The organism is Virgibacillus sp. W0430, assembly GCF_051846935.1.
Lineage (GTDB): Bacteria > Bacillota > Bacilli > Bacillales > Amphibacillaceae > JBPYCR01.
The window spans coordinates 15,487-37,036 of the sequence record NZ_JBPYCS010000016.1 but is presented as its reverse complement, the minus strand read 5'-3'; the positions used below and the strand labels follow the sequence as shown (position 1 = coordinate 37,036).

At 39.0% G+C, this 21,550-nt stretch carries 18 protein-coding genes and 1 tRNA gene; 18 read left to right on the top strand and 1 reads right to left on the bottom strand.

Annotated features, from left to right (window positions below; genetic code table 11):
* Positions 1-33 precede the first annotated feature (33 nt).
* The 12 genes from ACLIBH_RS09640 (at position 34) to ACLIBH_RS09585 (ending at position 11,896) form a co-directional block, all read left to right on the top strand.
* Entirely contained in the window at positions 34-666 is a 633-nt protein-coding gene (locus tag ACLIBH_RS09640; protein ID WP_439316497.1) for a 50S ribosomal protein L25/general stress protein Ctc, read from the top strand.
* A 392-nt stretch (positions 667-1,058) separates the two neighbouring features.
* Positions 1,059-1,628 carry an aminoacyl-tRNA hydrolase gene (gene pth / locus ACLIBH_RS09635; RefSeq protein WP_439316496.1) on the top strand — a complete coding sequence of 190 codons (570 nt, stop codon included), beginning with the start codon at positions 1,059-1,061 and terminating at the stop codon, positions 1,626-1,628.
* Between the two features lie 83 nt (positions 1,629-1,711).
* The gene (locus ACLIBH_RS09630) at positions 1,712-1,942 is read left to right on the top strand and encodes an anti-sigma-F factor Fin (RefSeq protein ID WP_439316495.1); all 231 of its coding nucleotides are present in this window, start codon (positions 1,712-1,714) and stop codon (positions 1,940-1,942) included.
* A gap of 219 nt (positions 1,943-2,161) precedes the next feature.
* Positions 2,162-5,689, top strand: coding sequence for a transcription-repair coupling factor (mfd, locus tag ACLIBH_RS09625; RefSeq protein WP_439316523.1), 3,528 nt, complete (start codon positions 2,162-2,164; stop codon positions 5,687-5,689).
* A gap of 163 nt (positions 5,690-5,852) precedes the next feature.
* Positions 5,853-6,389: a stage V sporulation protein T gene (gene spoVT, locus ACLIBH_RS09620; RefSeq protein WP_439316494.1), complete on the top strand. Its 537-nt coding sequence runs from the start codon at positions 5,853-5,855 to the stop codon at positions 6,387-6,389.
* Positions 6,390-6,811: 422 nt separating this feature from the next.
* The gene (locus ACLIBH_RS09615; protein ID WP_439316493.1) at positions 6,812-8,386 is read left to right on the top strand and encodes a putative polysaccharide biosynthesis protein; all 1,575 of its coding nucleotides are present in this window, start codon (positions 6,812-6,814) and stop codon (positions 8,384-8,386) included.
* Between the two features lie 2 nt (positions 8,387-8,388).
* Positions 8,389-9,837: a nucleoside triphosphate pyrophosphohydrolase gene (gene mazG / locus ACLIBH_RS09610; RefSeq protein ID WP_439316492.1), complete on the top strand. Its 1,449-nt coding sequence runs from the start codon at positions 8,389-8,391 to the stop codon at positions 9,835-9,837.
* Between the two features lie 6 nt (positions 9,838-9,843).
* Positions 9,844-10,107, top strand: a complete 264-nt coding sequence (locus ACLIBH_RS09605) for an RNA-binding S4 domain-containing protein (protein ID WP_439316491.1) — start codon at positions 9,844-9,846, stop codon at positions 10,105-10,107.
* 56 nt (positions 10,108-10,163) lie between these two features.
* On the top strand, positions 10,164-10,463 hold the full coding sequence (yabP, locus tag ACLIBH_RS09600) for a sporulation protein YabP (RefSeq protein WP_439316490.1): 300 nt from the start codon (positions 10,164-10,166) through the stop codon (positions 10,461-10,463).
* On the top strand, positions 10,460-11,059 hold the full coding sequence (gene yabQ, locus ACLIBH_RS09595; RefSeq protein WP_439316489.1) for a spore cortex biosynthesis protein YabQ: 600 nt from the start codon (positions 10,460-10,462) through the stop codon (positions 11,057-11,059). Before yabP ends, yabQ begins: the two co-directional genes overlap by 4 nt.
* 48 nt (positions 11,060-11,107) lie before the next feature.
* The gene (locus ACLIBH_RS09590) at positions 11,108-11,443 is read left to right on the top strand and encodes an FtsB family cell division protein (RefSeq protein WP_439316522.1); all 336 of its coding nucleotides are present in this window, start codon (positions 11,108-11,110) and stop codon (positions 11,441-11,443) included.
* 69 nt (positions 11,444-11,512) lie between these two features.
* The gene (locus ACLIBH_RS09585; RefSeq protein WP_439316488.1) at positions 11,513-11,896 is read left to right on the top strand and encodes a S1 domain-containing RNA-binding protein; all 384 of its coding nucleotides are present in this window, start codon (positions 11,513-11,515) and stop codon (positions 11,894-11,896) included.
* Between the two features lie 111 nt (positions 11,897-12,007).
* Here ACLIBH_RS09585 and ACLIBH_RS09580 read toward each other — a convergent pair.
* Positions 12,008-12,081 (bottom strand) — tRNA-Met (locus ACLIBH_RS09580).
* Between the two features lie 599 nt (positions 12,082-12,680).
* On the opposite strand from ACLIBH_RS09580, the gene spoIIE reads away from it, so the two are divergent.
* The 6 genes from spoIIE to ftsH all read left to right on the top strand — a co-directional run bounded on the left by spoIIE (position 12,681) and on the right by ftsH (position 21,099).
* Positions 12,681-15,137, top strand: a complete 2,457-nt coding sequence (spoIIE, locus tag ACLIBH_RS09575; RefSeq protein WP_439316487.1) for a stage II sporulation protein E — start codon at positions 12,681-12,683, stop codon at positions 15,135-15,137.
* An 84-nt stretch (positions 15,138-15,221) separates the two neighbouring features.
* Positions 15,222-15,959, top strand: coding sequence for a hypothetical protein (locus tag ACLIBH_RS09570; protein ID WP_439316486.1), 738 nt, complete (start codon positions 15,222-15,224; stop codon positions 15,957-15,959).
* Positions 15,922-16,848 (top strand): protein kinase domain-containing protein, encoded by a 927-nt coding sequence (locus tag ACLIBH_RS09565; RefSeq protein ID WP_439316485.1) that lies wholly within the window; start codon positions 15,922-15,924, stop codon positions 16,846-16,848. The genes ACLIBH_RS09570 and ACLIBH_RS09565 overlap by 38 nt, the downstream gene beginning before the upstream one ends.
* Positions 16,849-16,917: 69 nt before the next feature.
* Positions 16,918-18,315 (top strand): tRNA lysidine(34) synthetase TilS, encoded by a 1,398-nt coding sequence (gene tilS / locus ACLIBH_RS09560; protein WP_439316484.1) that lies wholly within the window; start codon positions 16,918-16,920, stop codon positions 18,313-18,315.
* A gap of 17 nt (positions 18,316-18,332) precedes the next feature.
* Entirely contained in the window at positions 18,333-18,881 is a 549-nt protein-coding gene (gene hpt / locus ACLIBH_RS09555; protein ID WP_439316483.1) for a hypoxanthine phosphoribosyltransferase, read from the top strand.
* A 163-nt stretch (positions 18,882-19,044) separates the two neighbouring features.
* A complete protein-coding gene (gene ftsH, locus ACLIBH_RS09550; protein ID WP_439316482.1) occupies positions 19,045-21,099 on the top strand; it encodes an ATP-dependent zinc metalloprotease FtsH in 2,055 nt (684 codons plus the stop codon).
* Positions 21,100-21,550 lie beyond the last annotated feature (451 nt).

The window sequence follows — 21,550 nt, the reverse complement described above, 5'->3', positions numbered from 1 at the left end:
TAGATGATTTATAAAAAATGGAGGGCAACAAAAATGGCAATTTTATTAAAAGCAGCAAAACGTGAAGATCTTTCAGGTTCTGCAACAAAAAAGATTAGAAAATCAGGTCATGTTCCAGCAGTAGTATATGGTAAAGGGAAAGAAAACAGAACCGTTTCGGTTGATAGTGTTGAACTATTAAAAACGGTTCGTGATGAAGGTCGAAATGCGATTATCACTTTAGATATCGAAGACAGTGCATCTGCAGATGTTATGCTTCATGAATATCAAATGGACCCTGTAAAAGGGGAGCTCGTACACGTTGACTTTTATGTTGTTGATATGTCCGAAGAGATGGATGTAGAAGTGACACTTCGCCTTGAGGGAGACGCAGAAGGGACGAAAGAAGGCGGAATTCTTCAGCAGCCGCTTTTCGAATTGCAAGTACGTGCAAAGCCAGCAGATATTCCGGAAGAGATTTCTGTCGATGTATCAGCGTTACAAATTGGCGACAGTCTTACTGTTATGGACTTACCTACGTCTGATAAATATTCAATTATAGATGAGGACGAAACGACAATAGCTGTTGTTTTACCTCCTGAAGAAGAAAAAGAAGAGACAGAAGCTGCAGATCCAAGTGCAGAACCAGAGCTCGTTGGTGCTGATGAGGATGAAAAAGAAGCATAACATATATGCTTCGAATAAAAAGTAGTTTAAAAGCTGAATGCTTAAAAAAGAGGTATTCGGTTTCGCTTGTGGAAAACCAGAGATGGTCTCCGACACGAACGCATGGAAGGCGCTAGACACTAGCGGGAAGAAAGAGCTCGGTGAGGCTCCACAGTTCACGAGTACAAGAAGGCTCACCACTTTCCCCGTGGAAAGCGAATGTATTTCATGAGAGATAATGACTAGGGAAATTCTCCTTAGCCATCATTTTACGAATATCCTAAAAAAATAACCCTCCTTTAAGAAACACAGCTGTTTCATTTCTTATTAGGAGGGATTATTGTATGCTTAAAAAATTGTCTTTCTACTATTTCATAGCGATGGTTCATATTATTGGATAAAGGGAGAAAAAAATGAAATGTATCGTTGGTTTAGGAAATCCCGGTAAAAAGTATGAAAAAACACGTCATAATATCGGATTTATTACAATAGATGAAATACTCCGACGGCAACAATGGGGGCCTTTAAAAAAAGATAAGTTCGATTCCATGCACACGATCGTACATCATAAAGGAGAAAAGATTTTATTCGTACAACCCCAAACATACATGAACCTGTCGGGAAAAGCTGTTCGCTCAATTATCGATTTTTATGGAGTGAACAGTGAAGATGTAGTAGTCATATATGATGATCTTGATCTCCCCGTCGGAAAAATCCGTTTACGTCAAAAAGGTGGTCACGGAGGTCATAATGGAATTCGCTCAATTATCGACCATCTCGGTACGAAGGAATTTAAACGGCTACGGATAGGAATTGGCAGACCTGCAGAAGCCGTTCCAATTGTTGACTATGTCTTAAACCCTTTCGCAAAAAAAGAACTTGAAGCGGTTTGTAAGAGTGTTACACAAGCTGCACAAGCGTGTGAAGCTTGGATTGAACAACCATTTAACGATGTAATGAATCAGTATAATACAAAAGATTAGAAACATGTTTCAGCAGACCCCGTATAAGAACCCTTTTTTCGGATAAACTTTTAGTATGGCACGTTTATTTGAGGAGGGTTTAGATGTCTATTATTTATACGTGTAGACATTGTGGACATGAGATCGGAAAACTCGATCGAAAAGTAGTGGACACATCAATGCTTGGATGGGATAATTTATCGAATCAGGATAAGAAGGAAATGATTACGTATAAAACGAATGGCGATGTTCATATAAAAACAATCTGTGAAAACTGTGAAACGTCACTCGGGCAGCTTCCACAATACCACGAACTTGATTTTTTTATACAGTGAATACGTTGTACAGGAGCAACGTTGCAAGCAATTCAATCTACTCCTGCAATAAAATAAGCAAGCTAAGCTTTGGTTAATGTACCAAAGCATTTTTGCGCTTATCTTCTAGCGGACATAATCTTGTATATTACATGCGTACAATTTAGCGAGTGACGAAGAACGATCTTTGTTGAGGGAAGTAAAATCGTCTCGCTTTCACATATATATGGGGGTTAAATGATGGATGGAATAAACGAATATTTAAGATCAAAAGAAGATGTGCAATCAATTATAAATGGAGTATCACACGGAATGAAGGAGCAGCTCGTTGCCGGGCTGTCTGGTTCAGCAAGAGGGTTGCTTATCTCCATTATGAGTGAAGCGATAAATAAACGGACATTAGTTGTGACCCACCAACTAATCCAAGCCCAGCAATTGTATGATGATTTATCCGATTTTATCGGCAATGAACGCGTCTTTTTGTACCCTGTAAATGAACTAATTGCTTCTGAAATGGCCTTTGCTAGTCCAGAGCTGAAAAGTCAGCGCATTGAAGCTCTTACAAATTGGCTAAAACTAGACTCAGGCATTTTAATTGCTCCTGTAGCGGCCTTAAAACGTATACTTCCACCGCTTTCCTACTGGGAAAAATACCAGCTGCCATTTAAAGTTGGAGACTCCATTCAAATGGATATGTATTTACAAGCTTTCGTAGATATGGGGTATGAACGAGTTGAAATGGTGACTGCCCCAGGTGAATTTAGTATACGAGGCGGTATTATTGATGTATATCCTGTAACAGAAAAATATCCATTACGTATCGAGCTCTTTGATGATGAGGTCGATTCGATTCGTTACTTTGATGCAGATACACAGCGTTCAAAGGACAAAAGAGCAACAATTGTTGTTGGACCGGCAACGGAGCTGCTTTTGACAAAGGAAGATATGATGTCTGGTGCAGAACGGCTAGAAGCAGCATTGATACACTCGCTGAAAAAAATGAAAGCTTCTGAAGCGAAGGAAAAGCTAATGGAAGTAATGGAATACGATATTAGTCGATTAAAAGAGCTTGAACAATTTCAAGAATTATATAAATACGTTGATTATCTATATGAATCACCTGCTAGTTTATTAGATTATGTGCCTAATAACGGTTTTATTATATTAGACGAAATGAGCCGTATTCAAGAAGCCGCAGCAAATCTAGATACGGAGGAAGCGGAATGGTATAGTAGCTTACTCATATCGAACGAGATGGTGAAAGATAGCCGTTTCTCTTATGATTGGGCAACTATTTGGGATAAAATAACCGATTATTCCCGAATTTATATGTCGGTCTTTTTACGACATATTCCGAACACCCAACCACAAAATATTGTTAACCTATCATCAAGACCGATGCAAGAGTTTCACGGACAGATGAACCTTCTTAAAAATGAATTAGATCGCTGGGAAAAAAGCGACTACTCGGTTATCGTATTCGCACCAAACGAACAACGCGCAAAAAAGATTCATTCCATTTTTACAGATTATCAAATCGAAGCAACGATAGCCGGTCGACTAAGCTTGCCGATAAATACACCTACAATAACAATTGGGAACATTAGTAGTGGAATAGAACTTCCTATGCATAAACTTGTACTCATAACAGAAAACGAGCTTTTTAAGAAGAAAACGAAGCGTGTACGTAAAAAGCAGAATATTTCAAATGCAGAGCGGATTAAGAATTATCAAGAGCTAAAAATCGGGGATTATGTCGTTCATGCAAATCATGGTATTGGTAAATATGTTGGAATTGAAACGTTAAAAGTAAATAAGCTGCATAAAGATTATTTAGTAATTAAATACTCCGGCGATGATACATTGTATGTTCCAATTGACCAAATAGATCTTGTTCAGAAGTTTGTCGGATCGGAAGGAAAAGAACCACGGCTTTATAAGTTAGGCGGGTCGGAATGGGCAAAGGTAAAAAGAAAGGTTCAATCATCGGTTGAGGACATTGCAGATGACTTAATTAAGCTTTATGCAGAAAGGCAAGCGCAAAAAGGACATGCGTTTCAAAAGGATACCGAGCTGCAAGATGAGTTTGAGCATGCGTTCTCTTATCAGGAAACAGAAGATCAATTGCGATGTATAGAGGAAATAAAGCAAGATATGGAAAGAGAACGTCCAATGGATCGATTGCTCTGTGGCGATGTCGGATACGGGAAAACAGAGGTAGCAATCCGAGCGGCTTTCAAAGCAGTCGCTGAAGGGAAGCAGGTTGCTATCCTAGTTCCAACAACAATTCTAGCCCAACAGCACTTTCAAACAATTGAAGAACGTTTCCAGGACCATGCGGTAAGCATCGGGCTATTAAGCAGATTTCGTACAAAAACGCAGCAAAAAGCAACTATTGAAGGGCTTGCAAAAGGTCAAGTAGATATCGTTATAGGAACGCATCGTCTTTTATCAAACGATGTAAAATATCGAGATTTAGGTCTGTTAATCGTAGATGAGGAGCAACGATTCGGTGTTAAACATAAAGAAAAAATTAAGCAATTGAAAACAAATGTGGATGTACTAACCTTAACAGCGACACCGATACCACGGACGCTGCATATGTCTATGCTCGGTGTTCGCGATTTATCCGTAATTGAAACGCCACCCGAAAATCGCTTTCCAATTCAAACATATGTTGTTGAGCACAATCCAATCGTTATTCGCGAGGCGATTGAAAGGGAGATGGCTCGTGGCGGGCAAGTGTTTTTATTATTTAATCGTGTAGAAAACATTGAAAAAGTAGCACGAGATGTAAGTATGCTCGTAGATGATGTTCGTATTGCCGTTGCCCATGGTCGTATGAATGAGACAGAGCTAGAAAATGTTATGTTCGGCTTCCTAGAAGGCGAGTATGATGTATTAGTGAGTACGACAATTATTGAAACAGGTGTAGACATCCCTAATGTGAACACACTTATTGTATATGATGCAGATCGTATGGGGTTAAGCCAGCTCTATCAGCTTAGAGGTAGAGTAGGACGATCAAATCGTGTCGCTTATGCGTATTTTACGTACCAAAAGGATAAAGTATTAACAGAAGTAGCAGAGAAACGATTACAAGCGATAAAAGAGTTTACCGAATTAGGTTCAGGGTTTAAGATTGCCATGCGTGATCTATCGATACGCGGAGCCGGAAACTTACTAGGTGCGCAGCAGCACGGATTTATCGATTCTGTCGGATTTGATATGTATTCACAAATGTTGAAAGAAGCGATCGATGCCCGAAAAGAAGGAAAAGATATTACGGCTACAACACCATTTGAACCAGAGCTCCACTTATCTATTGATGCCTATATTCCTGGCACATACATAAGTGATGAGAAACAAAAAATAGATATGTATAAGCAATTCCAAGCGTTGGAGTCACAGGAAGATGTCGAAGCTTTACGGGAAGAACTAATTGACCGCTTTGGCGACTATCCAGAACAGGTTGAAAATTTATTTGCTGTATCACGATTAAAGAAGCTTGCAAAGAATGAAAAGGTTGAATCGATTACAGAGCAAGCGAGACGAATGGAATTGCTCATAGAAGAAAAAAGAAGCCAAAAAATTGATGGTGCAAAGCTATTTGAACTAGCTAATAATTATCGAAACAGCATTACCTTAGGCACATCTGGCAATAAATTAAAAGTAATTTATAAATGGCGAAAAGAAGATGATGCGAAACGCTACAACGTAATTGCCGAGTTCATTGAAAAGCTGGCCACTGTAAACGAAGCCGAGTAAAAATAACGGACAAGTGAATAGATCTGTTGAGATAGAATCATACTAAAACCAGCACTGGTGATTTTTACAAATCTAGAGAAAGCTCACACCATTTTCTAGGACGTGCTGACGTAAAAAACACACCATAAGAAAATCATCATACGAAAGTGAGGTTTTAACGAAGATGAAAGCAACAGGAATTGTCCGTCGAATTGATGATTTAGGCAGAGTAGTTGTTCCAAAAGAAATTAGACGAACATTACGCATTCGTGAAGGGGATCCTTTAGAAATCTTTGTAGCAAGGGAAGGAGAAGTAATTTTAAAAAAATACTCTCCTATTAATGAACTTGGAAACTTTGCACAAGAATATGCAGAAGCAATTTTCGATTCCTTTCAGTATCCTGTTTTTATTTGTGATCGTGATGAAATTATAGCTATCGCAGGGGAATCAAAAAAAGATTATTTAAACAAAAGTATTGGTACAGAGCTTGAACATACAATAGAGGATCGGACATTAAAGCTTGAACAAGAGAAGCGGACCGTAGAAATTATTAGCGGAAAAGAAGAAGATTTGGATGCGTATTGCATAAGCCCAATTATTGCGAACGGGGATCCTATTGGGTGTGTCATGATGGTATCAAAAAATGGAGATAAATTAAACGATGCGGAGCAAAAAGTTATTGAAACGGCCTCCAGTTTCCTCGCCAAGCAAATGGAATAAAAACGAGAATTGCTCGGGCAAAACACAAGCGTTGTTTTGCCCGATTTTTCATTTACTGAACCAGTTTCGCTTTTGACGGGCAAGAGTATGAGTAACATGTTTGTGGGGGAACAGATGCACGAATCTAACTAGATAATATGTGATCAATTTTACTTCGAACGATATACACATGAATAACACCGTTGATTTTCACTACAGGTGGATGCTTTCCGCGGGCACGGCTTCAGCCTCCACGGAAAGCGTAGTGTATATCTACTGCGGTCGGTAGGAATCAATACTAAAATTAACGAATACAAAGAGAGGTTTTTTAACTTCTTAAAATAACACCCACAAATACGTGACTCAATCCGGGCAAGAATGCGTTTTTTCAAGGAAATAGCCATATGTTATACTACATGTATTACCTCTTTAAGAAAGGCATTATGATGAACGGGAAATTTATAAAGGGCGCTTTTTTGTTAACTGCTGCCGGCCTTATTAGTAAAATATTAAGTGCTGGTTACCGAATCCCATTGCAAAATTTAACTGGGGATATCGGTTTTTATATTTATCAACAAGTTTATCCTATTTTAGGTATTATACTAATCTTATCTTTATATGGATTTCCATCCGCAATTTCAAGAATTATCGTTGATTTAAAAGATCGCAAAACAGCTTTAACGTGGAACTCACTTTACCTTCCAATTCTACTGCTTACCTTTTGTTTGAACGGTATTTTCTTTATCGCTTTGTATTTTGCTGCACCGTATTTAGCATGGGTCATAGGAGATTTTAACTTAATTACCGTCTATCAAACAGCAGCTGTAGCATTCTTATTTGTGCCTGTATTAGCTTTGTTCCGTGGTGTATTTCAAGGATCCGGGGAAATGAAGTACACGGCATATTCACAAGTAGGGGAGCAAACAGTACGGGTAATCCTAATTATAACGGTTGCATATTTCGTCGCGTATAAAGGGTTAGATGTTTATAAAATAGGTACAGGAGCAACGTTTGCTTCTATTTTAGGAGCAAGTGCAGCTACCTGTATCGTTGCAATTCCTTTTATAAAGAAAAGGCATATCGTTAAAACAACAAATCCTATTCCATGGCGGTACTATGCACAAACGCTTGTTGCATTTGGAGTTGTAGCTTCAATGAATCATATGGTATTGTTATTGCTACAACTTGTAGACGTTCTCACACTTGTCCCACAATTAATAAAACATGGATTGACCTCGATGGAAGCAATGGCTGCAAAAGGTATTTTAGATCGAGGACAACCGTTAATACAGCTTGGAACGGTGTTGGGGTCTTCATTTGCATTGGCAAGTATTCCGGTAATTACACGAAAGAAATTAACAGAAAATCGCCGCGATGTGTATGACCATATTGAAACGGCATTAAAGTACAGCTTTTACTTAGCTGCTGGAGCAGCAGTTGGACTAATTGTTCTTTTTCCGGAAACAAATGCACTTTTGTATGAAAACGAAAAAGGAACGTCTAGCTTGCAAGTTCTTGTTGGCACGATCCTTTTCAGCTCAATGTGTGTGACGATTTTAGCGATACTTCAAGGGCTAGGCTATATGAAGCGAACAGCCGCATTTATTCTAATTGTAGTATTTGTTAAAGGTTTTCTTAATTACACGTTCGTGCCTTTGTACGGAATATATGGAAGTGCTCTAGCAACTACATTAAGTATGACGGTCTTATTTTTATTTGTTTATATCGAGCTAAAAAGAAAGCTAGCTAAGCTGACGGTTTTTCGCAATATTACTTGGACTGTTTTTTTACGAGCCATTCTTAGTATGATTATTTATTTATATGTTGGTAAATGTATTGCTTTTTCTTTTTTAGAGATGACACGTTTCGCTCTGCTTATTTATGTGTTATTTATGGTTCTTTCTGGTGGGGGCCTTTATCTTTTATTATTATTAAGAGGAAAGGCTTTTACAGAAAAAGAGCTATCCGTTTTGCCTTTTGCCTCTGTATTTATACGTATACATAAAGGAAGGGATTAAAGATGACAGCTTATATTAAAATTGTCGGACTCGGTGCAGGGGAAATTGATCAACTGCCCTTAGGCATTTACAAGCTTTTAACGGGGGAACAAGACAAAATATTTGTCCGAACATGCCTACACCCTGTAGTAAGTACGTTACAGCAAGAAGGCATCTCGTTTGAGTCGTTTGATTCGTATTACGAAGCAGAAACGGACTTTGCGAACGTTTATGAAAAAATAGTAGAAACGCTAGTAAAAGAGGCGAAAAGCCGTCCTATTATTTATGCCGTTCCCGGACATCCAATGCTTGCCGAACAAACCGTTCAACTATTGTTAGACGAGCCCGACGTAGAGGTCGATGTAGTTGGAGGGCATAGTTATTTAGATGCTTTATTTACCGCGTTAAAAATCGATCCGATCGACGGATTTCAATTTATAGATGGCGCGTCCTTTCACCGAAGTGAGTTGAATTATAAACAGCATACTGTATTTTGCCAAGTGTATGATCGCATGATTGCCTCCGAAGTGAAATTAGTATTATTGGAGGACCTGCCTGCAGATTACGAAGTAACTATCGTCGAAGCAGCTGGGACAAATGAGGAGAAGCTAATTCCAATCCCTTTAAAGGAGCTGGATCATCATGTACAAATGAGTAATTTAACAAGCTTATATGTGCCCCCTGTCCCTGATGAGCTACTCACACATACATTCCATCACTTGCGCAATACAATAGCAACCTTGCGTGGTCCAGAGGGCTGTTCATGGGATAAACAACAAACTCACGAGTCGTTGCGTACATATGTTATAGAAGAAGTGTATGAGTTAATTGATGCTATAAACAACGAAGATGACGAAGGTATTGTTGAAGAATTAGGCGATGTGTTGCTGCAAGTTATGCTACATAGTCAAATTGGGGAGGACGACGGATACTTTACCGTTGACGATGTTATAAAAGGGATAACGGAAAAAATGATTCACCGTCATCCTCATGTTTTTAAAAAGGACCATTTGCAAAATGGAGTGGATTTACATGCAAGCTGGGAAGCGTTAAAGCAAGAAGAAAAGGGGAAGAAGCGGGCCTCTCTCTTGGATTCCGTTCCGAATAGCTTGCCACCATTAGCTAAAGCAGCTAAATTACAAAAACAAGCGGCAAAAGCAGGCTTCGATTGGCCGGATACAGCAGAAGTATGGGCTAAGTTGGATGAAGAAATCGAAGAAGTAAAAAAGGCAATCGATGAAGATGATCCACTTGAAATTGAAAAGGAAATCGGTGATGTCTTATTTGTTATTGCAAATTTAGCGCGTCACTACAAAGTCAATCCAGCTTCTGCGTTATCGAGATCAAATCAAAAGTTTCTATCTCGTTTTGCATATGTTGAAAAAAAAGTGCAAGAATCAGGTAGAGATATGACAGAATCTACCCTAGAAGAGATGGATACGTATTGGGATGAAGCAAAAGGAAAGGAGTAACAATATATGCGCTTAGATAAATTTTTAAAAAATGCCCGATTAATTAAACGCCGCCCATTGGCAAAGCAAATTGCTGATCAGGGGCGCATCAAACTGAATGGAAATGTAGCAAAGGCCGCAACTACCGTAAGTCCGAACGATGAACTGGAGATTCAATACGGACAGCGCATTGTAACAGTTAAGGTGCTAGAAATAAAGGAGCATGTTACAAAAGAAGCGGCAACAGACCTATATCAAATCGTAAAAGAGGAAAAAATTAATCAAGCTTGAAGTTCTATACTTGTCCCTTCCTTCATAGATTATGGATAAGAAGGAAGGTGATCGTTGTGAACTATTATCATAGAGAAGAAATAACACGGACGCAACAGGAACACCACGTAAAGATTAATAACCGTAAGGAAATGGAAATTAATGGTGTGAAGGAAATTGACAGCTTTGATAATGAGGAATTTCTTCTGGAGACAGTAATGGGCTATTTAATTGTGAGAGGACAAAACTTACAATTAAAAAATCTTGATGTGGACGAGGGGATCGTATCGATAAAAGGAAAAGTGTATGATCTCTCATATGTTGACGAACACCATCAGGAGAAAGCTAAAGGCTTCTTTAGCAAGCTATTTAGATGACGCTCGATGTTCAATTTCTAACGATGCTTGCTATGACAATTGGTGGCATTTATTTAGGGTTCGCCCTTGATACGTTCCGCAGGCTTACAGCAGCGTTAGCAAAGAAAACGGTATTCTATTATGTATTAGAGGTTAGTTTTTGGTTTCTGCAAACCGTGCTCTTATTTTATTTATTATTTCAAGTAAATGGTGGAGAACTTCGATTTTATGTTTTTTTAGCTTGTCTTTTTGGGTATTCTATTTATCAAGTAATGTTTTCTGCAATTTTCAAAAAAGCACTGGAACACATTCTTTTAATTGTAGAGACGCTCTTCCGTTGGATAAAGGCTCTTGTAAATCGCTTGCTAATTCAGCCTATTCGATGGCTCGTAAGGATACTTTTTATTGTAATGCTCGCACTTGTTCAAGGCTTTATTACCATTTTGCTTTGGCTATTAAAGTTGATCTATGTTCCGTTAACGTGGGTACTAAGCGCTATTTATCGGATTCTGCCGAAAAGCATCAAAAAGATTATTTACCAATTTGTACAAATTTATAGTACAATATTAAGTAAATGCAAAGCTTTCGTAGATGCGATTTATTTCAAAAGGAGGTAGTAGCCAGTGCCCCGACCTAAAACGATTGCGAAAATAAAGTCAAACTATATGCAGCAATATGATGTTTATATGGAAAGACAAAAAAAGAAAAAGCAGCGACTTATTCGTAGATTAGCGTTGTTTTTCATCGTTGCCGTACTAGCTATAAGTATGTTGGCTACATACCATGTGAAGCAACGTATCCTTCATGCTGAAAAGAAAGAGCAATATGAACAGTTAGAAGAAGAGCTCGCTGCCTTGAAAAAAGAGGAGAAGAATTTGCAGGAAGAGATTGATCTATTAAATGATGAAGAATATGTATTAGAAATTGCTCGGACAAACTATTTCTTTTCTAAAAAAGGCGAACTTATTTTTAAAATCACAAATGAGGACGGCTCTTATTGACACACTTTCATCTATTTAGCTATACTATAAATAGAACGATTAAAATATCCAAGGAGGAGCATTTTTTTTATGTCAATTGAAGTAGGCAGCAAATTGCAAGGAAAGGTAACAGGTATCACTAACTTTGGAGCATTTGTAGAGCTCGATAAAGGAACAACGGGCCTCGTCCACATTAGTGAGGTTGCCGACAATTACGTGAAGGACATTAATGAGCACTTAAGTGTTGGCGAGGAAATTAAAGTTAAAGTCATTAATGTTGAAAAAGATGGTAAAATTGGCCTGTCTATTAAAAAGGCTAAAGAGAAACCGGTACGTCAACGCAATCCGCGTGAACGCGTGGAGAATTTCGAATCAAAAATGAACCGTTTCTTAAAAGATTCGGAAGACCGTTTAGCCTCTTTAAAGAAGCACACGGAATCAAGACGCGGAGGTCGAGGTGCTAAAAGAGGATAGCAGTTTGCTGTCTATGAATAGAATGCTCTATTATATGAATTCATAAATAAAAAAAGCAGAAAGTCATTTTTAAAAATGGCTTTCTGCTTTTTTCGTAATCAAATATTGATATAGCGGCGGAGGGGATCGAACCCCCGACCTCACGGGTATGAACCGTGCGCTCTCGCCAGCTGAGCTACACCGCCAAAAATGGAACAACAGAAAATATCATACAACAAAGGATGACTTGTGTCAAACAAATTTCTTATTTGGATGGAGTTACGTATTTGTAGATCTTTACAATCTTGAAAAACATCCGTTTTGTATAAGTTATTTTATCTTTTTAGGCTCTTTGTCAGATTCGTTTCGTTAACGACGTAGGAAATACCCGCAGACTCCGTGGAGAACAGAACGAGTCCGAAGATTCCTGTAACGACTCAGAGACGAGGAGCCATAGAAGCTGAGACGGTAACCCCGGAAAGCAAGGATAATGCCAAACGTTTTTGAATCAAATAAATACGTGACTAAACGTAAACTTTGTCGGTAAGCATAAATTTACGTGATAAAGTTACAAACTATGCATAAAAAGAAAACGTTGCCGAATACGAGTGGCATAATGGTTGGGTTGATTATTAGTCCTTTGATGACTATTCTTTCGTTCATCCAAGGCTGTTAAAACGTGTAGAACAGTGTTTGTCCCATTCTAATCAAGTCGAACGATTTATAGAGCTCGCCCCCTTGTTTTGACAAAAAAGAGACTATCTATGTGATTTAATTACGAAGAAGAGAGGGAGGCCGGGTTAATATGATGAATTCCGTACCTGAATTAAAGAAAAAGCCGTTTGCTATGGAGAGGAGTCTGTCGTCCAAGCTACGTAAATGGATGTACATGCAGCTCAAGGCTGTTTTACTAGAAAGAGGTTGGCTTTTTTATATTGTAGGCTTTTTGTTAGGACGAGCGGTCATTTTGTCCGTAGTTTCTCCGTTTGCGGTAGCCTTACTTGCAACGATCTGGGTTGTACATAAAAAAAGAGCAGCAAAAGTTGTACTTGCAATTTTAGCAGGTGCGTTTACCTATTCCATACATCAAGGTATTTTCCTAGGGCTGGCAATCGTTGTTTACTTATTCCTCGCAAAGTTATTTCAAAATGTGAACAACAATCAAGTAAAAATTCCTTTGTTTGTATTTCTATCCACATTGGCGCCGAGGCTCTTTTTGTATTCTGTTAATCGTCCGCTTTCCTCCTACGATTGGATGCTTATTTTAGTCGAGGGTGTCTTGGGTGCTGTTCTCGTATTAATATTTATGCAAAGTATTCCGCTAATATCACCACGAAAATACAAACGTACATTAAAAAATGAAGAAATTGTTTGTGTTATTATTTTAATTGCTTCGATCTTGACCGGAACAATTGGTTGGGAAATATATGGCGCATCATTGGAACAAGTTTTCTCCCGTTACTTCGTCCTATTATTGTCTTTTGTAGGTGGTGCAGCCATCGGATCAACAGTAGGTGTAGTGACTGGTTTAATCTTATCACTTGCGAACGTAGCGAATTTATATCAGATGAGTTTACTCGCTTTCTCGGGGCTGTTAGGTGGATTGTTAAAAGAAGGGAAAAAAATAGGTGTAAGTGTCGGGTTATTAGTAGGGACATTTCTAGTCGGCATATATGGGGATGCGTCGGCTTTAACCGCCTCAATAATTGAATCATTTACGGCAATCGTTCTATTTTTTTCAACTCCTGCAAGCTGGTTTAATCGAATAGCTAGATATATTCCAGGTACAGAGGAATATTCCAATGAACAGGAGCAATATTTGCAAAAGGTTCGAAATGTGACAGCTAAACGAGTAGTGCAGTTTTCAAATGTATTTGAAGCGTTATCGAAAAGCTTTCAAACAACTGAAAGTGATGCAATGCAAGCAGAGCTAAGTGCGCGAAAGGAAACAGATTATTTTTTAAGTCAAGTAACAGAACGGACGTGTCAAAAATGTTTTATGAAGGAACGTTGTTGGCAGAAGCAATTCGATCAAACCTATTCAATTATGGAAAGCTTAAAGGATAGTATGACAGACGGTAACGAGCCTGGTCATAAGCTTGTACGAGAGTTTGGAAATTATTGTGTGAAATCTACAAAAGTAATGGAAGCAATGAAAGAGGAAATGTCGTTTTTTGATGCAAATCAAAAATTAAAAAAACAAGTTACGGAGAGCAAACGACTCGTAGCGGATCAGCTTCAAGGTGTTTCAGAAGTGATGGATGATTTTGCTAAAGAGATATTAAAAGAAAGAGAGCAGCATGAGCAACAGGAAACGGAAATTGTAAGCGCATTAAAAAGCATGGGAATCTATTTAGAAAAGATTGATATTTATCAGTTAGAAAAAGGCGATGTCGACATCGAAATGACGGTTCAGTTTGAGGAGTATCGCGGGGAAGGTGCGAAGCTAATTGCTCCTGTTTTGTCCGACATTTTAAGCGAAATGATTATTGTAAAAGAGGAAGAGATTTCTCCTTATCCAAATGGCCCTTGCTTTTTATCGTTCGGCTCAGCAAAAGAATATGTTATTGAGACAGGTGTTTCCCATGCCGCGAAGGGAGGAGGTCTCGTATCAGGGGATAGCTATACAACGATGGAAATTGGTGAAGGAAAATATGCGCTTGCAATTAGTGATGGAATGGGGAATGGAAAGAGAGCAAGAGAAGAGAGTGAGGAAACATTACGACTGCTTCAGCAAATTTTACAAACTGGAATCCCAGAAAAGGTAGCGATTAAGTCGATTAATTCGATATTAACATTACGTACAACGGATGAAATGTTTGCTACGTTAGATTTGGCGGTAATTAACTTACATAACGCTGCGGTACGTTGTTTAAAAATAGGATCAACGCCTAGCTTTATAAAGCGCGGTGAGAAGATTAAAACGATTGAATCGGGAAATTTACCGATGGGGATTATTCGAGAATTTGATGTTGACATTGTTGGAGAGCAGTTAAAAGCGGGAGACTTTTTAATTATGATGAGTGACGGTATTTTTGAAGCTCCGAAGCATATCGAAAATACGGATATTTGGTTAAAACGCAAAATTAGAGAGATGAAAACGAACGAACCACAGGAAATTGCAGATTTGTTATTAGAAGAAGTGATCCGTACGAAGAGCGGTGCAATTGAAGACGATATGACTGTACTCGTAGCAAAGGTTGAAAAAAACACTCCGAAGTGGGCAACAATTCCACAGTATACACACGGCGAAGCGCTATGATGACCGAGAATACCTCTTGTTTCCATGTATACATTTTCCCCAGTTTGGTGATGATGATGCTAGTGGAAGCTAGGAGGGTTTTAAATGAAAAAAGGAACATTACGACAAATTTTATTAATTACAGATGGTTGCTCGAATAAGGGAGAGGATCCGGCAGTAACAGCAGCAATTGCGTATGAGCAAGGAATTACTGTCAATGTAATTGGTATTTTAGACGATGAATCAGAAGAACCAGAAGGTCTGCAAGAAGTAGAGGAAATCGCGCTTTCAGGTGGGGGCGTAAGTCAAATTGTATATAAGGAGTCTTTAGCAGAAACGGTGCAAATGGTAACGAAGCAAGCAATGACACAAACGATTCAAGGATTCGTGAATAAGGAGCTGCGTCAAATACTTGGTCAAGAACAGGAATTAACCGATCTTGAGCCGGAAAAACGCGGTGAGGTAATGGAAGTTGTAGAAGATATGGGTGAAACGTGTAATTTAGAAGTGCTCGTACTTGTGGATACAAGTGCAAGTATGCATGACAAGCTTGAAACGGTAAGGGAAGCATTAATTGACTTGTCAATCAGTTTAAATGCGCGCATAGGGAGAAATAAATTCTCTATATTTCGTTTTCCAGGCAAAAGAAAAGACGTAGAAAAGGTATTGAACTGGTCACCGAAGCTTGATGCCATTTCAACCTTATTTCCAAAGCTGTCTAGTGGAGGAATTACGCCAACGGGCCCTGCAATCAAAGAAGCAATGTTTCAGTTCGGTAAGAAGAGCTTGCTAAGGAGTTTTAAAGATGACGAAGAAGCCGAAGTGGAAGAATCGTGGTATTGATGTTCCATCTGGTACGAAAATAACCGGAAAATGGTATCATAAAACGTATAAAATAAAAAGAAAACTAGGTACGGGAGCAATCGGTTCCGTCTACTTATGCACGATAAACGGAATGAAGGCAGCGCTAAAGATTAGTGAACAAGGAACTTCGATGACCGTAGAAGTAAATGTACTGAAATCGCTGCAGAAGGTCCGAGATACGCATCTAGGGCCTTTTTTATTGGATGTGGATGATTGGGTGGCGCCGTGGGGGAGAACCTACTCTTTTTATGTTATGGAGTATATAGAGGGCGAGCGGTTGGATCGTTATATTGAAAAAAATGGCGAACAGTGGATCGGCGTATTTATGCTTCAACTACTAGAAAGTCTAGAACGGCTGCACCAAGCTGGGTGGGTTTTCGGAGATTTGAAGCTCGACAATATTTTAATAGATAACATTCCTCACAAAGCACGATTTGTCGATGTAGGTGGAACAACACAAATAGGCAGGTCAATTAAAGAGTTTACAGAGTTCTATGATCGTGGGTACTGGAATCTAGGTTCACGAAAAGCAGAGCCAAGCTATGATTTGTTTTCGTTTGCTATGGTGTTTATTGCTATTTTTTATCCGAATCTTTTTCAGAAAACACGTACACCTCAGCAAACTTTATTTTCTAAAATCGATCGTGTAAAAGCACTCGTGCCATATCGGTATGTATTGAAAAATGCTATTGTAGGAAAATATACGTCGAGTGCAGAGATGAAGCACGAATTGGCGACAATGATCGTTCAACGGAAAAAAAGGTCTACACAAGCTGTAGCCGATGGAGAGAAAAGCATTTTAATTGAATCATTCCTTGTAACCCTCATTGCTGCCGGCTATTATGTATCTTCTCTTCTACTACCATAATAGCGACATATATTATAGAATAGTATTAACTAGTATTGTGCATATTTCCATTAGTGAGAAGGGTATATAATGAGACAAGACGTACGAGCTTTTATGGAGAAACATCAGTTACTACATAGAAACGCAACGGTTCTCCTCGGTGTTTCTGGAGGACCGGATTCAATGGCGCTTTTACACTTCTATTATTCTATTCAAACGGAGTGGAACATACATATTATTGCTATATCTGTTGACCATCAATTAAGAGGGGAGGAATCGAAGCAGGACTTAATATACGTTGAACGAATGTGCAAGCAATGGGAAATACCATTCGAGAAAGCCTCCGTTGACGTTCAGTCGTATAAGAAAAAGTACAAAGTGAGCACGCAAGTAGCGGCAAGGAATTTACGCTACCCTATTTTTAAGCAAAAAATGGAACAATTCAATGCCGATTTTTTAGTGCTAGGACATCATGCCGATGATCAAGTAGAAACAATGTTAATGGAGTGGATGCGTTCAGCAGGCTCAAACTCCGTTTTAGGGATACCGATAAAGCGACCGTTTGGAGCCGGCCACATTGTACGACCGTTTTTGTGTATTACGAAAGATGCTATTTTACAGTATTGTAAGAAAAACGCAATTTTCCCACGTATCGATCCATCAAATGAGGATACTGCATATACGAGAAATTATTTACGAAAGCGTGTTATACCGTTAATTAAGGAGCGTAACCCGAACATACACCAAACGATACAACGGCTAAGCGAAACGCTTCAAATGGACGAATCCTTTTTGCAAAAGGAAGCAAAAAAACTTGTAGAAGAAGCTGTGGTATTTAACGAAAATTACGCACACGCAAATTTTCCAATTGAGTCATTTAAAAAGTATGACCGTTCTTTACAAAGGAGAGCCTTTCATCTAATATTAAACTATCTATACAGTGAAGTGCCAGCTCATTTATCCTATGTACATGAAGACATATTTTTCACGCTGCTGGAGACAAAGGAAAGCAATGTAGAGCTGGATTTCCCCCGTCGATTAAAAATCGAGAAAGTGTACGAGCAAATTGTCTTTTACTTTTCAAAAACAAGCCAAACATTTGCATCTACCCCCTACGTAAAGGAGCTACGCGTACCCGGAGATGTTGTATTACCAAATGGAGAAAAGCTGTCGACTCGATTTACGAATCGGCGAGAGGAAAAAGGCAACAATACATATATATGCAGTGCGGCTGCAATTCAGCTGCCATTAATTGTTCGTACAAGAAAGGCTGGGGATCGGCTGCGATTACGAGGCTTAAACGGCAGTAAGAAGCTAAAGGATTTATTTATTGATCGAAAAATCCCTCGTAAAGAACGCGATCGTCAGATGTTAGTAACAGATGCCGCAGATGAGATTTTATGGGTCGTTGGCTTACAGAAAGCGGATCCAAATGCAAAAGTCGAAAATTCGCCATATATTGAAGTGGTAGTTACAGAAAGTAAGTAAACATAGGAGGATTCAAAATGCATAACGATATAGAAAAGGTGTTATTTTCTGAAGAAGCGATTCGTGCAAAATGTGCAGAAATTGGCGAGCAATTGACAAAAGAATACGAAGGTAAATTTCCGTTGGCAATCGGAGTTCTTAAAGGTGCAATGCCTTTTATGTCTGACGTACTCCGCTACATAAATACGCATTTGGAAATGGACTTTATGGATGTGTCCAGCTACGGCAGTGGCACACGTTCATCTGGTGAAGTTAAAATAGTTAAAGATTTAGACACAAAGGTTGAAGGACGTGACTTGTTAATTATAGAAGATATAATTGACAGTGGGTTAACTTTAGAGTATTTGGTTGATCTGTTTAAATACCGGAAAGCCAATTCTGTTAAAATAGTTACGCTATTGGATAAGCCAGAGGGACGAACGGCTAATATTAAAGCAGACCTTGTAGGATTTCAAGTGCCTAATGAATTTGTCGTCGGCTATGGACTGGATTATAACCAAAAGTACCGTAATTTACCGTATATCGGTATTTTAAAACCTGAAATATATGGAGGAGAAGAATCGTAATTTCGTTTAAAATGGGAAAATATCTAACAAATTTTAATCGTTTATCGCATAAAGTTATACAAGAGGAAAAGAAAAGCTTTTTATTAAGTGAAATTAGTTGTATTAACGGTTTTTACTATGGTACTATTGGTTGTAGTTTTTCTCGCTTGAGAGGAGGTAGGCAATGAATCGGACGTTTCGAAATATCGTCTTTTACACACTTGTCTTTTTAGTTCTGATTGGTGTAATTCAATTATTTAAAGGACAAAATGATCAAGCAGAAGAATTTAACGTGAAGGAATTTATGCAAGCGTTAAATAACGGTGAAATTGCAGAAATGACAATGGAACCAAAAAATAAAATAATTCGTATTACTGGTACGTTAGAAAAGGATAAGCAGCCTTTTATTACACAGGTTCCAGAAAACACAGACATTGTTGCTTCGATTTATAATCAGGCGACAGAACAAAGTGTATTAAAAGTTGCACAGGAAGAACAACCTAGTGCATTTGTCAACTTCCTTACTATGATGCTTCCGTTTTTAATTATCGGGTTAATTTTCTTTTTTATTTTCACTCGTGCCCAAGGCGGTGGCGGTGGTGGCCGCGTAATGAATTTTGGGAAAAGCAAAGCGAAATTATATAATGATGAAAAGGAAAAGGTTCGCTTTGACGATGTCGCTGGTGCAGATGAAGAGAAGCAAGAGCTTGTGGAAGTTGTTGAATTTTTAAAAGATCCACGCAAATTTTCTAAGGTTGGTGCCCGTATTCCGAAGGGTGTCCTACTTGTAGGGCCTCCAGGTACAGGTAAAACATTGCTTGCCCGTGCAGTTGCCGGTGAAGCAGGCACACCGTTTTTCTCGATTAGTGGATCTGATTTTGTTGAAATGTTTGTAGGTGTTGGTGCATCACGTGTACGTGATTTATTTGAAAACGCCAAGAAAAACGCCCCATGTATCATATTTATTGATGAGATAGATGCTGTTGGTAGACAGCGAGGCGCAGGCTTAGGTGGCGGTCACGATGAGCGTGAACAAACGCTAAACCAGTTGCTTGTGGAGATGGATGGGTTTGGTGAAAATGAAGGAATCATAATGATTGCTGCAACGAACCGTCCCGACATTCTTGACCCTGCCTTATTGCGACCAGGTCGTTTTGATCGACAAATTACCGTTGATCGACCGGATGTTAAAGGTAGAGAGGCTGTTTTAAACGTACATGCTCGAAACAAACCACTCGCAGAAGATGTAAATATTAAAACAATTGCAATGCGTACACCAGGATTTTCTGGTGCAGATTTAGAAAACTTATTAAATGAAGCTGCACTTGTAGCAGCTCGTCATGATAAAAAAGTAATAACGATGCTTGAAGTTGACGAAGCAATTGACCGTGTAATCGCAGGTCCAGCAAAGAAAAGCAGAGTGATTTCCGAAAAAGAAAGACAGATTGTAGCTTATCACGAAAGTGGGCACACTGTAATTGGTATGGTTTTAGACGATGCAGATACGGTACATAAAGTTACGATCGTCCCACGTGGTCAGGCTGGTGGGTATGCGGTTATGCTACCGAAAGAAGACCGTTACATTGTTACGAAGCCTGAACTATTTGATAAGATTACCGGATTATTAGGCGGGCGTGTAGCTGAAGAGTTGATCTTTGGAGAAGGTAATGTAAGTACTGGAGCGTCAAATGATTTTCAGCGTGCTACGAACATCGCCAATAAAATGGTTACAGAATTCGGTATGAGTAAAAAGATTGGCCCAACGCAATTTAGCGGTGGCGGTGGAGATCCGTTCTTAGGAAGAGATCTTCATAGTGAACAAAATTATAGCGATGCAATTGCACACGAAATTGATCAAGAAATGCAAAGCATTGTTAATTATTGTTACGACCGCGCCAAGCAGATTCTAACAGATAATAAGGATAAGTTAGAATTGATTGCGAAAACTTTGCTTGAAGTAGAAACACTCGATGCTGAACAAATTAAATCTTTGTTTGATAAAGGGATAATGCCCGTACAGTCTGTTTCGGAGGATACTAGCGAGACTACGTCAGAAGACGCGTCCCAAGAAGCAGAAAGTGATGTTAAAGTAAACATTAATTCTAAAGAAGAAGCTGAAAACAAAGCAAATCCAAAATCGTATGAAGAAGTAAAACAAAAAGCAGAAGACGACTATAAAAGTAAGCATGATGATGATGCATCCGAGCAAGAGCCGGAAGCAGATGATAAAAAAGAATAAGTATCGGTATTAATTGAAACAGCCTCCAAGAGTTTGAACGGAGGCTGTTTTTTCGGTTCTTTGTCAAATGACGTTGGTGAAATGTATTAAGTCCATGAATACCTAATCATGAAGTAGAACTAAACATGGAAGCTTGCGCTCTGATTTAGCTGACTTGCACTACAACCGACAGGCTTTCCGCGGTTACTGTCTTAGCTTCTGTAGCTCCTCTATCCGAGTCGTTACAGTGATCTTCGGACACGTGTTATTTCCGCAGGAGTCCGTCGACTTTTCGTTCCAGTCAGCTTAAAGGGGGCTAATAGCCTTAGTGCACACACTTCAGTGCTGGACCCATAAGCGACGCTATATATTGTACAACCGTTTTTCTGTCTTTAGTTTTGTTAGCGATTATGATTCGCATTGAGCGACATATCAGTTCTACAGCACTGTTGCTAGGTCTTTCTTATTTCGT

Excerpts from the sequence above, each read along its gene's own strand:
- mazG (WP_439316492.1), top strand. The coding sequence starts at position 8,389 with ATGACAGCTTATATTAAAATTGTCGGACTCGGTGCAGGGGAAATTGAT.
- ACLIBH_RS09590 (WP_439316522.1), top strand. The coding sequence starts at position 11,108 with ATGCAGCAATATGATGTTTATATGGAAAGACAAAAAAAGAAAAAGCAG.
- ftsH (WP_439316482.1), top strand. The coding sequence starts at position 19,045 with ATGAATCGGACGTTTCGAAATATCGTCTTTTACACACTTGTCTTTTTA.
- tilS (WP_439316484.1), top strand. The coding sequence starts at position 16,918 with ATGAGACAAGACGTACGAGCTTTTATGGAGAAACATCAGTTACTACAT.
- ACLIBH_RS09605 (WP_439316491.1), top strand. The coding sequence starts at position 9,844 with ATGCGCTTAGATAAATTTTTAAAAAATGCCCGATTAATTAAACGCCGC.
- ACLIBH_RS09640 (WP_439316497.1), top strand. The coding sequence starts at position 34 with ATGGCAATTTTATTAAAAGCAGCAAAACGTGAAGATCTTTCAGGTTCT.
- ACLIBH_RS09585 (WP_439316488.1), top strand. The coding sequence starts at position 11,513 with ATGTCAATTGAAGTAGGCAGCAAATTGCAAGGAAAGGTAACAGGTATC.
- spoIIE (WP_439316487.1), top strand. The coding sequence starts at position 12,681 with ATGATGAATTCCGTACCTGAATTAAAGAAAAAGCCGTTTGCTATGGAG.
- yabQ (WP_439316489.1), top strand. The coding sequence starts at position 10,460 with ATGACGCTCGATGTTCAATTTCTAACGATGCTTGCTATGACAATTGGT.
- hpt (WP_439316483.1), top strand. The coding sequence starts at position 18,333 with ATGCATAACGATATAGAAAAGGTGTTATTTTCTGAAGAAGCGATTCGT.
- ACLIBH_RS09630 (WP_439316495.1), top strand. The coding sequence starts at position 1,712 with ATGTCTATTATTTATACGTGTAGACATTGTGGACATGAGATCGGAAAA.
- ACLIBH_RS09570 (WP_439316486.1), top strand. The coding sequence starts at position 15,222 with ATGAAAAAAGGAACATTACGACAAATTTTATTAATTACAGATGGTTGC.
- ACLIBH_RS09615 (WP_439316493.1), top strand. The coding sequence starts at position 6,812 with ATGATGAACGGGAAATTTATAAAGGGCGCTTTTTTGTTAACTGCTGCC.
- ACLIBH_RS09565 (WP_439316485.1), top strand. The coding sequence starts at position 15,922 with ATGACGAAGAAGCCGAAGTGGAAGAATCGTGGTATTGATGTTCCATCT.
- pth (WP_439316496.1), top strand. The coding sequence starts at position 1,059 with ATGAAATGTATCGTTGGTTTAGGAAATCCCGGTAAAAAGTATGAAAAA.
- spoVT (WP_439316494.1), top strand. The coding sequence starts at position 5,853 with ATGAAAGCAACAGGAATTGTCCGTCGAATTGATGATTTAGGCAGAGTA.
- mfd (WP_439316523.1), top strand. The coding sequence starts at position 2,162 with ATGGATGGAATAAACGAATATTTAAGATCAAAAGAAGATGTGCAATCA.